Origin of the sequence: Methanosarcina sp. UBA5 (genome assembly GCF_002505485.1) — an archaeon.
GTDB lineage: Archaea > Halobacteriota > Methanosarcinia > Methanosarcinales > Methanosarcinaceae > Methanosarcina.
In genome coordinates this window covers 1-14,649 of sequence record NZ_DAVG01000045.1, presented here as the reverse complement: position 1 = coordinate 14,649, position 14,649 = coordinate 1, and the positions used below count along the sequence as shown (strand labels likewise).

13 protein-coding genes are annotated in these 14,649 nt (G+C 42.1%); 4 read left to right on the top strand and 9 right to left on the bottom strand.

Going from position 1 to position 14,649, the window contains the following annotated elements:
• The 3 genes from thsA to aspS all read right to left on the bottom strand — a co-directional run.
• The coding region (thsA, locus tag BP621_RS04280; protein WP_292388139.1) for a thermosome subunit alpha at positions 1 to 1,172 on the bottom strand (1,172 nt) is incomplete at its 3' end.
• Between the two features lie 234 nt (positions 1,173 to 1,406).
• The gene (gene rpiA, locus BP621_RS04275; protein ID WP_292388138.1) at positions 1,407 to 2,105 is read right to left on the bottom strand and encodes a ribose 5-phosphate isomerase A; all 699 of its coding nucleotides are present in this window, start codon (positions 2,103 to 2,105) and stop codon (positions 1,407 to 1,409) included.
• A 140-nt stretch (positions 2,106 to 2,245) separates the two neighbouring features.
• Positions 2,246 to 3,580 carry an aspartate--tRNA(Asn) ligase gene (gene aspS, locus BP621_RS04270; RefSeq protein WP_292388137.1) on the bottom strand — a complete coding sequence of 445 codons (1,335 nt, stop codon included), beginning with the start codon at positions 3,578 to 3,580 and terminating at the stop codon, positions 2,246 to 2,248.
• A 624-nt stretch (positions 3,581 to 4,204) separates the two neighbouring features.
• Here aspS and BP621_RS04265 point away from each other — a divergent pair.
• Positions 4,205 to 4,942, top strand: a complete 738-nt coding sequence (locus tag BP621_RS04265) for a metallophosphoesterase family protein (RefSeq protein ID WP_292388142.1) — start codon at positions 4,205 to 4,207, stop codon at positions 4,940 to 4,942.
• Positions 4,943 to 5,565: 623 nt separating this feature from the next.
• Positions 5,566 to 5,994 carry a hypothetical protein gene (locus tag BP621_RS04260; RefSeq protein ID WP_292388136.1) on the top strand — a complete coding sequence of 143 codons (429 nt, stop codon included), beginning with the start codon at positions 5,566 to 5,568 and terminating at the stop codon, positions 5,992 to 5,994.
• A 133-nt stretch (positions 5,995 to 6,127) separates the two neighbouring features.
• Here BP621_RS04260 and BP621_RS04255 read toward each other — a convergent pair whose 3' ends face one another.
• Positions 6,128 to 6,838, bottom strand: coding sequence for a phosphoribosyltransferase (locus BP621_RS04255; RefSeq protein ID WP_292388135.1), 711 nt, complete (start codon positions 6,836 to 6,838; stop codon positions 6,128 to 6,130).
• 472 nt (positions 6,839 to 7,310) lie between these two features.
• On the opposite strand from BP621_RS04255, the gene BP621_RS04250 reads away from it, so the two are divergent.
• Positions 7,311 to 8,207, top strand: coding sequence for a hypothetical protein (locus BP621_RS04250; RefSeq protein ID WP_292388134.1), 897 nt, complete (start codon positions 7,311 to 7,313; stop codon positions 8,205 to 8,207).
• A gap of 58 nt (positions 8,208 to 8,265) precedes the next feature.
• Here the strand turns inward: BP621_RS04250 and BP621_RS04245 are convergent, their stop codons facing one another.
• The 5 genes from BP621_RS04245 to BP621_RS04225 form a co-directional block, all read right to left on the bottom strand.
• The gene (locus BP621_RS04245) at positions 8,266 to 9,156 is read right to left on the bottom strand and encodes a thiamine pyrophosphate-dependent enzyme (RefSeq protein WP_292388133.1); all 891 of its coding nucleotides are present in this window, start codon (positions 9,154 to 9,156) and stop codon (positions 8,266 to 8,268) included.
• An 805-nt stretch (positions 9,157 to 9,961) separates the two neighbouring features.
• Positions 9,962 to 11,323: a PFL family protein gene (locus tag BP621_RS04240; RefSeq protein ID WP_292388132.1), complete on the bottom strand. Its 1,362-nt coding sequence runs from the start codon at positions 11,321 to 11,323 to the stop codon at positions 9,962 to 9,964.
• A gap of 51 nt (positions 11,324 to 11,374) precedes the next feature.
• Complete coding sequence (locus tag BP621_RS04235) at positions 11,375 to 11,653, bottom strand: ACT domain-containing protein (protein ID WP_292388131.1); 279 nt, start codon at positions 11,651 to 11,653, stop codon at positions 11,375 to 11,377.
• A 419-nt stretch (positions 11,654 to 12,072) separates the two neighbouring features.
• Entirely contained in the window at positions 12,073 to 12,582 is a 510-nt protein-coding gene (locus BP621_RS04230; RefSeq protein ID WP_292388130.1) for a shikimate kinase, read from the bottom strand.
• Positions 12,583 to 13,039: 457 nt separating this feature from the next.
• Positions 13,040 to 13,459, bottom strand: coding sequence for a hypothetical protein (locus BP621_RS04225; protein WP_292388141.1), 420 nt, complete (start codon positions 13,457 to 13,459; stop codon positions 13,040 to 13,042).
• A 606-nt stretch (positions 13,460 to 14,065) separates the two neighbouring features.
• On the opposite strand from BP621_RS04225, the gene BP621_RS04220 reads away from it, so the two are divergent.
• The coding region (locus BP621_RS04220) for a phytoene desaturase family protein (RefSeq protein WP_292388129.1) at positions 14,066 to 14,649 on the top strand (584 nt) is incomplete at its 3' end.

Genomic DNA, 14,649 nt, shown 5'->3' with positions numbered 1-14,649 from the left:
CTGAGGGCATCGTCAATTGCGCGCTCAAGATTGTCAACTATATGTTCGGTACCGCCTCTGAGGACAATGGATACAGATTTTGCACCTTTGCAGCCTCTGAGGTAGGTCTTACCCTGGTCGCCGTCCCGGTCCTGTTCAAGGAGACCGGCATGCCCGAGCTCTTTCTGGGTCAGTTCTTTGATATTGCGGATCGGTCTGCCGCCTGTGGCATCTACAAGGTGCTGCATATCTTCATTCTTAACCCTGCGGGTGGCATAAATTCCCCGGTTTTGCAAGTAGGCTGCGATCTTGTCATCCATACCTTTGGAACAGAAAACCGCGTTTGATCCTGCCCTGATTACATAGTCTGCCATTTCGAATAAGGCTGCCTCTTCCTGCTTTACAAAGCCTTCAAGATCGCCATACGCATTTATTTGAAGTTTTGCTTTGTTTGTGGTCTTGGCGATTTCCATAGGGGCATCGATCAGAGCGATCGCTGGGTTCTCAATTCTGAGAGGGAACTCCTTGTCCAGGGCGACTTTGTCTATTACGATGCCTTCAACGAACTCGGTATCTTCAATCTTGCCGCCGACATCTTTTGAAAGAATAACATCTTTAAGGTCAACTATTCCCCTTTCACGAATTGCGAGCGCGGCATCCACACAGAGTTCCGCAATTAAACGGTTGTACTTCTCAGAAGCTTTGCCCGTAATAGAAGTTCTGGCAACTTCTACAAGCTTCTCCTTTTCGTTCTCCTCAGTTGAGATTGCAAGGTTCTCGAGAACCTCAACAGCCTTCTCGGCTGCAAGCCTGTATCCCTTAACAACAACTGTCGGGTGAACTCCACTCTCAATAAGGCTTTCTGCCTTTTCCAGCAGACTGCCTGTAAATACGACAGCACTTGTAGTCCCATCACCGGCCGAGCTTTCAAGTGACTCTGCAACTTCGGCCACCATCTTGGCTGCCGGGTGCTCGATGGACATATCGTGTAAAATGGTTGCACCGTCGTTTGTAATTGTGATATCCCCGATAGGATTGACAAGCATTTTGTCCATTCCTCTCGGTCCGAGTGTGCTCTTGACTATGCTGGCCACTGCCTTTGCAGCCGCAATATTCATGCTGAGTGCTTCTTTTCCCTTTGTCTGCTCTTTTCTAGGATCTACTATTATGATTGGCTGGCCACCTTTTTCCATCTGAACCAAAACCTCCTTAAAATGAAGTGTATGTGTCGAAGCTTTTTACTTGATAATTTGAAGTTATCCTGGCTATAGTCACTTTTAGCCCTAGATCAGCCTGAAAATATTATTTCATCAGTTGCCTTGTATGAAGCAGTATTTGATCAGAAAATAACTGATAATACTTCTATAAAAACATACCGGGTATATTCCGATTTTAGAAGGTGGAACATTTATTTTTTCTGATTACTTTCACTTTCTGACTATCTCCACTGATCCGTCTTTTTTTCCGATATAGAGTTCATCCACATTGGAAAAGATTCCATGCTCAACAACTCCCGGAATTGAAGATAGTTGAAGGGCCAGACCCACAGGGTCGTTTATTAAGCCGAAATCTACATCAAGTACAAAATTTCCATTGTCGGTTATCACGGGCCCATCTTTTTTCAGAGCTAACCTCAGCTCAGGCTTTCCTCCCAGCTCCTTTATTTTCTTAATCACAAGAGTTTTTGCAAAGGGTAGGACCTCAATCGGTACGGACTTATCAAGCTGGGTGCTCGTTTTTGATTCATCGGCTACTACCAGAAAGCGTCTTGCAGATGCCGATACTATCTTTTCCCGGGTATGGGCAGCTCCCCCGCCTTTGATTGCGTACAGCTTCGAATCTATCTGGTCTGCTCCATCAATGGCGATGTCCAGTTCCGGATGCTGGGCAAGGTTAGCCAGAGGGATGCCGGCTTCTATGGCAAGCATTTCGGACTGGTATGAAGTAACAACACCCAGGATTTCAAGTCCCTCTTCCCTGACCCGCCTGCCCAGTTCTTTTATAGTATATGCAACTGTTGAACCCGTTCCAAGCCCCACAACCATTCCCGATTCTACCATTCGGGATGCAGCGATGCCAGCCGCATGTTTTTCCGGAGAATCGGTAGATATATTTCTTTCTGTCATGCTATGTTCCCTTCCGGGTCTAATACTGAAAAAGTTATGAAATCCCTAAACTGGAGATTAAACTGGAAATGTTTAAGCTGAAAACGTTTAAGCTGAAAATGTTTAAGCTGAAAACGTTTAAACTCTAAAAAGAAGGGATTTCAGGGAGAAAGTCTTCTCCTGTCCCTGGGAAAAAGTACTGTGTCCCTGATATTTTCAGTTCCGAGCATGGTCATAATAAAACGTTCGCAGCCCATGCCCCAGCCTGCATGTGGAGGCATGCCGAATTCGAAAGCTTTAAGGTAGAATTCAAAGCCGTCAGGGTTCAGGCCCTGTGATTCTATCCGGCTCTTAAGCAAGTCCGGAATATGGATACGCTGAGCTCCTGAGGAGAGTTCCATTGTACGGTGCATCATGTCAAATGACTTGCTGAACTCCGGCCTGTCCTCGTAAGGCATGGCATAGAAAGGTTTAATCTCAGTCGGCCAGTCAATAATGAAATAGTGGGATTCCCCTGTTGTCTCGTAAACGTAATTGCCCACAATATGCTCTCCGAGCGTGCCAAGGTCATCTCCCCAGTGCATTTTCTCTTCCGAGCGGGAGTTTATGATCTCGATTACTTCGTCATAGGTGAGCTTAAGGAAAGGAGTTTTCGGGACTTTGAGCTCAACCCCAAGTGTTTCAAGTGAAGGCTGGCACTTCTCAATAACCTGGGTGTAGGCATAAGCTACAAGGTTTTCGAGAATCTCCATTACATCGAAATGATCCGCAAAGCTGACCTCTACATCGATAGAAGTAGCTTCATTTAAGTGCCTGCGAGTGTCGTGTTCTTCTGCCCTGAAAATGGGGCCGATTTCAAAGACCCTGTCAAAACCGCCGCTCATAAGGATTTGCTTGAAGAGCTGAGGACTCTGGTTCAAAAAGGCTTCCCTGTCAAAGTAAGTGATCGGGAAAAGTGCAGTGCCGCCTTCGGTTGCAGTTGCTACGACCTTGGGGGTTGCGGTTTCGATAAATCCGTTTTTCACAAAGTATTCCCTGATAGCCTGGAGAGCCTGATGCCTTATCTTGAAAACCGCAGTTGTCTCGGCCCGCCTGAGGTCAATGAACCGCGAATCCAGCCTGGTATCCAGTTCAGCTTCCACCTTACCTGTAGTATCCATTGGCAATGGAGAATCTGCAACATTCAGGACAGTGATCTCCTCAGGAAGCAGCTCGTATCCGTTAGGAGCTTTCTCTTCAAATTTAACGGAGCCGGTTACTGAAATTACTGACTCGCGGACAAGCCTTCTTGCAGTATCAAACAGATCTTTATCAATTTTCTTCTTTACAAGGGTGACCTGAGCCTTTCCTTCCCGGTCTCGAAGCACTACAAAACAAATCCCTCCGAGGTCTCTTACCTCATGGACCCATCCTGCCAGAGTAATTTTCTGACCGTTGTCAACTTTTTCAGGCTTGACATCGGCTGTATAATGTGTTCTAAGTTTTGCTAATGACATAAATTCACCTTGATTTGGAGTATAAATTAAATGAAAAATGTAAGAATGAAGCTGAAACGTAGGTGAATAGTCATAACTCATTATTAATTTATTTGTTGCCCGCAAACCTTTTGAAAAAAGGTTTGATCGAAAATCTCAGCAACGACTTGATCGGCATGATCACAACTCTTTTTCGAAAAAGCTTGACCGAAAAGCCCCTGACGGTTGCGTGATCAAACATCTCGATCGTTGTAGATTAACGCCTTTGCAAGCTGCCTAATTTTAAAAGTTGTAGTCTTCCTGCCAGACCCATTTTGGTGTTTTTCGATAAAGGGATTACACGAAGTCTGCCGCGCGCCTGACTACTGGAATAAAATGAGCTGAAGTGAGCTGTGTGCATATCAGGTAATTTAGGTTTTGTAATTTTTATAGGCATTGTCCATGAATAATAATTAAGTACATATTTATAGTGCACAAATGATGTTTTCAGATGTAAACACCTTTTTTAATTAATTATAATTAGATATTTTCAAATATGTAGATTTTATAGATACCTATATATAATGGCACAGAAATCCTGTGCTCTGAATATAAGAGATTCAATATATACTATAAAATTAAAAAAAATAAGAGGAAGAAGAAATTATACAGATTGTACACCTTTCAGATATCCACTATTCAGATGCATATTTTGTTCCTGAGATTGCAGAGTCTATGGTTGACAGCATAAATCGGCTGGAACCGGATCTTGTTGTGATTACAGGAGACCTTACTGAGAATGGGTTTTCAGTAGAATATGATGGAGTAAAACAGTTTCTTGACAGGATTGAATGTAAAGATAAAATTCTTGTTCCTGGCAACCACGATTCAAAAAACGCAGGATACGTGCACTTTGAAGACCTTTTCACAGACCGGTATTTTTCGCGGAATTTTGGTAATGTTACGGTTGTAGGAGCTGATTCTTCACAGCCTGATCTTAATGAAGGTCATCTGGGCAGGGAAAACTATGGCTGGATCAAAGAAGCCTTTTCCGGAGAGAATTTTAAGGTTTTTGCCATGCACCATCACCTTGTTCCTATACCTCTGGCCGGCAGGGAAAATACTGTGCTTGTAGATGCAGGCGATGTGCTTGAACTTCTTAACCGTTGCAAGGTGAATCTTGTCCTCTGTGGGCACTGCCACATTCCCTGGGTCTGGAACCTCAATAACATGCTTGTGGTAAATGCAGGCACCTTCTGTTCTTCAAAAACCAGGGGAAAAACCAAGCAATGTTATAACCTCATTCAGGCCGACAACGAGAATTCAGACGGGGACTGGAAAGTCCGGGTATCCAGAGTCTTTCCAAAGGGCAATCTGGAACTGGTCACAGAAACAGTAATGTAAGGAGCTTTAAACATTTCAAAATTTCTTTCCCTTCCTCCCTTTTTCCTTTTTATTACTATGAAAACACGGAGGGTTAAGAAACCTCGTTCTTAATGCCAGAAGTGAAAAGAACCCTCATCTGCTTTTTTATTTCTTTTGTACTGCTGACTCTTTCTGAATGCTCCATTGAGATTCCTAAGCAATATTTAATAAGCCGCTAAAAAATGTATCTAAATTGGAATTTCAGTCATTTGGAATTTCAGTTGTCATATTAAGGAAATCTAGCTAAAGAGGATTTGACTATTTCTGAGAAAACGAGCAGTAGTCACGGTAGCATGCACAATCTTTAAGGCTTGTGCAACCGCACGCAATTTGATTTTTTACATTTCAGCCTCTGGTAGCTGATTTGGAGAGTTTACTACAAAACCAAAAAATTAGTTTTCACTATAAGAGACTACGTCTTTTACCTTATTTCTGGACATGCATAACAGATATTCACTTAAATCGTTTGTAATAATGCAACATAATCTTTATCGTGGATAATAAAAAACTATATATATTATTATATAGTCAACCGGTTACCGCTTTCCTTTATGAAAAAAAGGCAGATAAACAATATATTGAAATATGGGAAGATTGAAAAAATGATAGAGCTTAAATCTGAAACTCCGATATTTGAAGTTCCCCATCAATACGGGAAGCCCGTAATCAGTTTATACTTTTATATAGGGTTAGTTTCCGCCATCCTGCTAAGAAGTATAATTATAGCTAACCACTACAGCATTTTCTGGGGAAAAGCAATCTGGTATATTGGAGTCGTGGGTTACCTCTGGTTCTTCATACACAGATACCATATTGCAAAAAGAAGGTTCGATGTTGTCAAAAACCTGGATCTGCTGGAAAAAGTCAGGAATAGGCAGAAACTTTCGGATAAAGACCTTGAAGGATTGGAATATCTGCTGTGCAGTCTTTCGGTATCAAAAGAACGTGCAAATTACCTGATCATTTCAGCGCTTTCAATTATTGCAATAATAGTATCACTGAGTCTCGATCTGGAGATTTTAAAGATCTAAAAATGAAAGATATTCGTTGTATCATCATAATAGAGAATTTAATACTGTTGACATTTAGGAGTGTAGAAGGTCGCGAAACCCTGTCCGTCGGGTAGGGGATAAAGCTACCTTCACCGCTTTTCCTGATAAGTGTTTATCGCTTAATGCTCCATAACTTTCTTTTATCCTGTTCTGTGCTCTCAAGCTCACCCCTTTCAGTCAGGTCGTCCAGGATTTCTAGAATTTCAGTCTCTTTGAGATTCAGCCCATACCTGTGCTTAAATTCGACTTTGATTTGAGAGATGTCGAGGGCTCCGTTCTGGATAATTTTTTCTGTAAATCCAGCCAGATCCTCATACCTGGCCCAGGGGTAAATGATCCAGCGCCATTTGAGAATCTTCTGGGCATAAAAATCAGGCGTGAAACCCGAGCAGACTTTATGCTGGAGAACTGCAGTCCTCACACTTGCCGGATTAAGACTTAGAGCGTAGCCCACTGCAAGATTAAGCGTCTCACCAGTATCGGTTATATCATCGACAATCAAAACTTTTTTTCCTGTTATATCCACAGGAATAGGAAATTTTATCCTTGCTTCTTCCCGCATGTCCGCAGCTCTTGAGTAGTGTTCAATCTTCATTGAGGTAAGGTCATTGAAGATTAAAAAATCGGAAACCAGTCTTCCAGGCACATAGCCTCCTCTCCCTATGGCGACAATCAGGTCAGGCATATAACCGGAAGCTTTGATTTTTCGGGCAAGAGTTCTGGAGAGTCTCAAGACTTCATCAAAGCTTATAAGCTCACACCTGAACGAGTCATTCTCTGTCTGGTGCCGGGATTGTTGAGACTGAATTTTCCTTTCCTGCATCAGATAAATCGCCCTCTTAATGCATGTTTTATAGCCTGTGAATATGCGAATTGGCGGATGCCTAATAAGAAGAAATAATATCCTTTTCTATTGAGTTTATCAATTTACTCTAGCTAGGTTTATTAATTTAGTCTACCCAATTTAGCGACTTAGTCTTACCAGTTTAACAATTATCTAACTAGTTTAACAATTTAATCCAACTAGTTTGTCAGCTTAGTCTAGAGAATCTATCAATCTAATCTAATGAGTTTATCATTTTAATGACTTATCAATCCGTCTGAAAGCTCACCAATTAACTGAAAATATTTGAATCAGGGAAAACATAAATCAGGGGTATGTGGAAAATAAGTGAGAAAAATAAGGCGGGTCAGGGATTGACGAGAATAAAAGAATTTTTGAGAAAAATGTGTACTGAAACTCTTCTTGCGAGTCTCTCATAAAAGTAGTAGCCGTCGAAAAGGAGTCTTATGCCATGTTTTCAAAGGAAGAAGACAAAATGGTAGATTTGGGATTTAATTCCATTAGTGAGGGGTTTGACGAAGGAGTAAACAAGGCCCTTAATTTTCTGACCGAAATCGGCACATGCTATCTAAATGAGAGAAAGGAGCCAGAAGCTGAAAAAATGGTAGTTTCAATAAAAGAAATCGGAAAGGCTGCTACTCTCCAGAGAATGGAGAATGCTGCAGTCAATGCTATTCGCGCTCTTGAAAAGCTGCTGCAACGCTCCATGGAGCAGAATATGCAGAACACGACTGTCCGAGTCTTACTCTCATTTGGAGCTATAGGAAAAACGGCTGCCGAACAGCAGATGGAAATGGTGGCCAGGCTAGCGGCTTCAGTGCTGGGTAAAAGCGGGAATACGTTAGCTCTCCTTAATAAGGAAAGAGAAACCATAGCAGTTGTTATCGGGCTTGGAGAAATCGGAAAATCGGTTGCCAGGATGAAGTTTCCCGATCTTTCGGAAAATACGGCAATATGCATTTCGTGTCTTGGATATGTCGGAAAACTTACGGCTCAGAAGAGCCTTGAAGAGGCTGCAGTGGGAGTAGAGCTTATGCTTCAGGAGATGGCTGCCGCAGCCATGCAGGAAAACCTCCAGGACACGGTAAGAAGTATCGCAAGCTCTATTGAAGAAGTTGGGAAAAACGCTGGAGAAGAAAACATGGAAAATGTAGTTATCCAGGCAGCCTCTGCCCTCCAGACCATTGTAAGCAATGCAGGAAACAGGTATCTGAACGATGCCTCAATTGCAGCTAAGGTAGCCCTTGAATCCTTTAATGAGTTTGATATGATAAACGATGAAGCTAATATAAAAAAGATAGAAGCAATAAGGGAAATGATGAGGGCGCTCTGGGCGGATTCTAAATAAAAATTCAGGATACCAGAACTTTATTTACCAGAACTTCATTTTTCACTGAAGCCCGTTTTCACTGAAGCCCGAAATGTTTTATATTCCAGTCCGCCATGGCCTGAATCTTCTTTATTTCTTCTTCACCGCCTTCCATGGTAAAGAGGTGTTTGAACCTTTTCTGGATTCTCAGATATTCTTCGACCGGCCTGGGATCCTTAACTTTCCTGACCTGGGTAATTTCCCCATTTTCCATTTCATACATGGGCCAGAGGCAGGTTTCGACTGCAAGTTTTGCAATCTCCAGGGTCTTTGAGGTATCAAAGCCCCAGCCTGTTGTACACGGAGCATGGGCATGGATGTAGGTCGGGCCCACGAATTCGGTGGCTTTCTTGACCTTACGCATCATGTCTCTTGGGAAACCTATAGAGGTAGTGGCTACATACGGAGAGCCGTGGGCTGCCATGATTGCAGGCATATTTTTTTTGGGAAAGGGATTTCCAAAAGAGAATTTTCCGGCAGGAGTGGTCGTTGTGCTTGCATCATAGGGCGTTCCACTGCTGCGCTGGACTCCGGTGTTCATATAGGCTTCGTTGTCCATACAGACATATGTAAAGTCGTGGCCCCGCTCAAAAGCACCTGAAATAGCCCCAAAGCCTATATCCATCGTAGCACCGTCGCCTGCAATAACTATAATCTTAGTATCTTTCTTTTTGCCAAGAGCTTTTAAACCAGCGTCGATACCAGAAGCCACTGCAGCTCCATTTTCAAAGAGAGAGTGAATCCACGGAACCTGCCACGAAGACAATGGAAAAGGCGTACTTGTAACTTCCAGGCAGCCAGTCGGGTTAACAACAATGCTGTCTGGACCTGCTCCCATGAGTGTAAATTTTGCAGCAAAAACATCACAGCAGCCCGGACAGGCGCTGTGCCCGGATGTGATATACGTTCTCGGTGCAGTTCTACTCATTTCTATCCCTCCTTAAGGTCCAAGAACCGGCTTTCAGCCGGAACTCGGGGCCTTTGCACCTTACATTCTTGTACATTCTTGAATTCCCTCGCATTTTCTCAATAACTTTCCAGTGCTATTCATCGATGTCTCAACCTCCTGATCTACAACAGCCAGTTGACAACAATTACAACAGCTAGTTGACAACAATTAACGGTATACGGATCTTGATGGAATCTAAGCGTTACAATGAATTTTAGTGACATCTTAGATATCTTAGTAGTGTGTTAGTGTTAGTAGTAGTGTGTTAGTAGTAGTGTGTTAGTAGTAGTGTGTTAGTAGTACAGGAAAATTCCGTCATATGAAAACGAAGGACTTTCATCGAAGGACTTTCATCAAAAGAATAACAAATCAAAAGGACAACAAGCAGAAGTCAGAAGTCCAGAGGCGCTGAATCCATTTACTGCATCCCCCAATACAGCCTCTTCGAAAATATCATGCTTCCCCAAACACGTTCATTCGAAGAGAAGGATCAGCGGTCTCAGGAGAATCGTTTATTCAATTATTACCCCAGTTTGTCCCCTTACTCCAGAATATACGAGTAACGTAAATTATTTTAAATTAATTATACAAAAAATTGCTTGCAAGCAAATATTATTTCCGGACAAAAAAATTATAAGCCGAAAAAGTTTCAAAAAATTATTCCGTAAAATATTATTCCATGACAAAAACCAGTAATCTTATATTGAAAAATACCTGATGACGTGTCGACTCGCTTCCGAAAAACAAAAAATTAGTTGCCGGATTTACCGGCTTGGTCCCCCCTTCAGTTTGTAAGTGACTGGATAGGAGCTGGGATTCTCCCCCCCCGCTTTACGAAAGCCTCGGAACTGAAATTGCTTACTGGCATAATAGGGGCATTTCCAAGCAAGCCGCCGAATTCTACGGAATCTCCAACCGCCTTTCCAGGAGCTGGGATAATTCTGACTGCCGTCGTTTTTCTATTTATTACTCCTATAGCCATCTCGTCAGCGATAATAGCCGAAAGGGTGGAAGCAGGAGTATCACCAGGAACTGCGATCATGTCAAGGCCCACCGAGCAAACGCTTGTCATAGCTTCAAGTTTTTCCAGGCTGAGGGCTCCGGCCCTAACCGCTTCGATCATGCCTGCGTCCTCACTGACAGGGATAAAAGCCCCGCTCAAGCCGCCTACCGAGGAAGAAGCCATTGCACCACCTTTTTTTACGGCATCGTTCAGAAGAGCAAGGGCTGCAGTCGTTCCGTGAGCCCCACAGCGCTCAAGCCCCATTGCCTCCAGAATCGCAGCAACACTGTCTCCGATTTCAGGCGTCGGAGCCAGGGAAAGGTCAAGAATCCCGAATTCGACTCCAAGCCTACGTGAAACTTCCCGGCCCACCATTTCTCCCATGCGGGTTATTTTAAAGGCTGTCTTTTTGATCGCCTCCGAAATTTCCGTAAGACTCGGGTTTTCAAGCTCGCAGATTGCAGCATTCACAACGCCTGGCCCGCTGACCCCAACGTTGATAACGCACTCGGGTTCACCGATTCCGTGAAAGGCTCCTGCCATAAAGGGATTATCTTCAGGGGCGTTTGCAAAGATGACAAGTTTGGCACAGCCTATCCCGTCCCTATCTGCCGTTAAATTCGCAGTCTTTTTAATGATGCCGCCCATCAAGCCAACTGCATCCATATTAATTCCGGTTTTTGTGGTTGCAACATTTACCGACGAGCAAACCTTTTCCGTGCTTTTAAGGGCTTCGGGAATGGAATTGATAAGCTTCAGATCCCCGACAGTTGCGCCTTTGTGGACAAGGGCACTGAAACCTCCTATAAAGTCTACCTGTGCATCTTTTGCAGCTTCGTCCATCGTTTTTGCAACGGAAACGAAATCAGGAGACCTGCAACTTTCGGCTGCCACAGCTATTGGAGTTACTGAGATTCGCTTATTGATTATCGGAATTCCGTAGAGGTTCTGGATATCATTCGTTGTACGCACAAGTTCTTTTGCACGAGTGGTTATCTTTTCATAAATATTCTCGTTGAAAACTTCAATATCAGGATGGCTGCAGTCTCTCAGGCTGATACCCATTGTTACGGTTCTGATATCGAGATGTTCCATCCTAACCATCTGGATTGTTTCCAGGATTTCATTCGGGTTTATATGCATGAAAAATTACCTCTCATTTCAGACAGATTAATTTTCCAGATCATCCTCAGATCAGATCCTGTGCATGAAGCGGAATGCGTCTTCGTGCTGTACCTTGACCTCAACTCCAAGGCTTTTTCCCTCGGCACTCATAGCCTCCTGGAAAGCCGCAAGGTCAAAATTCTCCAGTGGAGCTTCTGCAAGCATAATCATGGTAAAGATACCCTGCATGATAGTCTGAGTAATATCGACGATATTTACATTGAAATTTGCCATCACAGTAGTGATCCTGGCAACAATTCCTACCCGGTCGCTGCCTATAACTGTAATGATGAAACGACTTGATGCCATTTTATGTCTCCTGCTGCTCGGACCTTTTTTCCTGCGGGCCGATGCTCAAATGTTATAAACTAAGAGATTTTGCTCAGATTGAAGACCTGATTGCTAATAAATTAAACTACTGTTTTAAAGTAAGTCATTCTAACAGGCTATTTATAAAACAAATCACTTCTGTAGATCATTTTAAAGCAAACTATCCTTAAAGTAAAATAATTCATAAACCTGACCGTTTTCAAAGGAAACTATTCTTAAAGGGAGCCATTCTTAAAGAAAACTTTTCTTAGAAGAAAATGTCCCTAAAGGAAGCCGTTCTTAAAGTTGTATACTCTGGGAGAAAATTTAATAATAAACAAATCAAAAATGCCCGACCAATAAAGAGCAATTATGCCAAAACAGACTGGAAACCTTAAAAGCCTATTTGAGTTATAATCTCAGGTATTCTCCTCAAAACAGATCTCAATGATCTTTTCAGCAATTTCCGGAATATTTTCTCTTCCTTTGAGCTTTATTGAAAAATCGGCATATTTTTGGTAAAGGATCATCCTTTCTTCAAAAAGTTCTTTCAGGCTTCTATCCCTGAGTCCTACTATGCCCCTTTTTCTTGCATTGGGAAGCCTTCTGGCAATGCTTCTAAAAGCGGTGTCCAGAAAGATTATTTTTGAGATTGTTTTTAAATGCGTCATGGCTTTTTCGGAGTAAACTACACTCCCGCCAGGGGAAATAACGCTCCTGTCCACTTGTCCGAGCCTGAGAATGGCTTCTTCTTCAAGCCTAATAAAAGCCGAATCTCCTTGTTCATCAATCAGGGTCTGGAGGGGCATTCTGGTATTTTCCCTTATCAGGTTATCCACATCGATAAAAGTATAGCCAAGGCGCTTAGCAAGTGCTCTCCCTATAGTACTTTTTCCCGCTCCTGCCATGCCAATTAATGTTATATTCATTTCCGCATTCCTCCAAACTCTAAAAGTAAGGGAACTCACTACCTGAAACTTCCCGGCATAAGGGTCATTGAGCCTTAATTTATTCGGACAAATATACCCTCTAGCTATATAAAACGTACAACGTTACCATTTACCTGGAAAAGGTCATTAATTAGAATTTAAGGCTTCAAAATTGCAGAATAAAGAAGTCGGAATTTTCCGGTGCGTTGTTATTATAGAAAAATATCCGGAAAAAAGAAATGATGTTCAGAAGCTGTCCGAGGAAGTCAAGAGACATGCTAAATTGACAAAAATAAGCAGCCTATAGTATTCCAGTAATGTGTAGCTCAGTTGGAGTTTATAACAAGAGAAGTTAAGAAATAAAAAATAAAATAGATTCTAAAAAGAAAAGAAAATGTTTAAAGAATTAATTTTCTTGAAAAGTTTGTATTCTTAAAGAATTTTTGTTCTTGAAGACTTATTTTCTTAAAGAATTCTTCCTCAAATATTGATCTTTTCGGTTTACGGGCTCAGCATCAAGGCCGTGAATATGCCCTTCAATAGCTTTCGGATAATGAAGGAAAGAAAGTATATACTCAGAAAGGACAATTCTGGTGCCTGATATATAATGTTCCAAAAGTCCTCTGGCAGTTAACTTATCGACCTGCTCGAGAGAAACGATAGCAAGATACATGAGAAGTCGAATGAAAAACACAAGATGAAGCACAAGCATTTTGACCCAGGGACTGTCCGAACTGATTGCCATCCCGCAGATCCAGCTGCAAAGCCTGAGAGAATATGAAATAAGCCTGCTTTTATAAAAATTCAAAAGCAGTAGGAGGAGTATAAGGAAAGACAAACCTCCAGCTATGAGATATACTTCATGCGCCAAATCCATAAGAGTCACAAATCCTTACTTTCTGTTACTATTTTAATTTTTGCACTTATATTCGTTTTTAGAAGGTATGAGAGGTTAAAAAGTTGTAACTGGAGTTTACAGCGTTAATTAAAAAATGAGTTTGCTTCAGCGAATAAGGAAATAAAAATAGCCGGATAGGGTGCCCGGAAAAGCGAAAAATCTGACCGACAAAAAAATATTTCCGCCCCTGCATCCCTGTACCGGATCCTAACAAAAGTTTCCGGAAACCGCTATGTGTTCACACCTGTTATCCCCTTCTGGTGGAACGGAAAACGGAAAAATCCGGATGCTGCTTTAGCAGGAGGAACTTGTCTGTCTGTAGACATTTTAATCAAGGTGGAACTTATATTTAACACTTTTCTTACAAATAGTAATAACAAATAGAAATAGTGCTTGGTATTCTCAGAGATTCATTTAGATCTTATCTGTGCCTCTTGACAAATCTTCGTTAACTGAAGGATCTCCACAAAGTTAAAATTCAAAAGGAAAATTCTAAAATTATAAGCAAGTTTTGAGTAATAACAACTACAACAGTTACACTGGCTGAAAACTTGACTTACCGAAAAAATATAGGTCGTTTTGGAAATGAAAAAATATGATGTAATTGTTATCGGGGCAGGCATAAGCGGACTTCTAGCGGCTCTAACACTTTCCAAACATGGAAAAAAAGTTCTTGTTCTTGAAAAAAGGCAGCACTTGGGTGGGAACTGCAATAGCTACATGGTAGAGGGCTATCAGGTAGATACAGGAGTACACGCGATTACCCATCTGATTGAAGGACCTCTGAAGAGGCTGATGGATAACTACTTTGATTTTCTACCTGTATTCGAGGACTATGGGCATTACTACGTTCGGACTGAAAACTCTTTTGTCAAAGTTCCTTCCAATCTAAAAGATTTTGTTACTTTTGACGTACTTCCAAGAAAAGACAGGCTTATACTCTCTCAGACCCTCACTAAAGCCTTTACCCTCTCCTCATTTGGCATAGATCTCTCAGACAGAGCGGTGTATGATTTTCTGCCAAAAAGCCTTTCAAAGGATACCTACGATTTTGTGGACACAATGTCCATTTCCCTTTCTGGGAAATCTATGAAAGAGACCTCGGCTCAGCGTATCCTGTATGGTAGTAACTTTGTCAGGGATAGCATTACCCAGGAACAGTTTGATGC

Bases quoted from the DNA above. Each gene is read 5' to 3' on its own strand.
- BP621_RS04255 (WP_292388135.1), bottom strand. From the start codon at position 6,838: ATGCAGGAAAGGAAAATTCAGTCTCAACAATCCCGGCACCAGACAGAG.
- rpiA (WP_292388138.1), bottom strand. From the start codon at position 2,105: ATGACAGAAAGAAATATATCTACCGATTCTCCGGAAAAACATGCGGCT.
- BP621_RS04240 (WP_292388132.1), bottom strand. From the start codon at position 11,323: ATGCATATAAACCCGAATGAAATCCTGGAAACAATCCAGATGGTTAGG.
- BP621_RS04235 (WP_292388131.1), bottom strand. From the start codon at position 11,653: ATGGCATCAAGTCGTTTCATCATTACAGTTATAGGCAGCGACCGGGTA.
- BP621_RS04245 (WP_292388133.1), bottom strand. From the start codon at position 9,156: ATGAGTAGAACTGCACCGAGAACGTATATCACATCCGGGCACAGCGCC.
- BP621_RS04250 (WP_292388134.1), top strand. From the start codon at position 7,311: ATGTTTTCAAAGGAAGAAGACAAAATGGTAGATTTGGGATTTAATTCC.
- BP621_RS04225 (WP_292388141.1), bottom strand. From the start codon at position 13,459: ATGGATTTGGCGCATGAAGTATATCTCATAGCTGGAGGTTTGTCTTTC.
- BP621_RS04260 (WP_292388136.1), top strand. From the start codon at position 5,566: ATGATAGAGCTTAAATCTGAAACTCCGATATTTGAAGTTCCCCATCAA.
- aspS (WP_292388137.1), bottom strand. From the start codon at position 3,580: ATGTCATTAGCAAAACTTAGAACACATTATACAGCCGATGTCAAGCCT.
- BP621_RS04230 (WP_292388130.1), bottom strand. From the start codon at position 12,582: ATGAATATAACATTAATTGGCATGGCAGGAGCGGGAAAAAGTACTATA.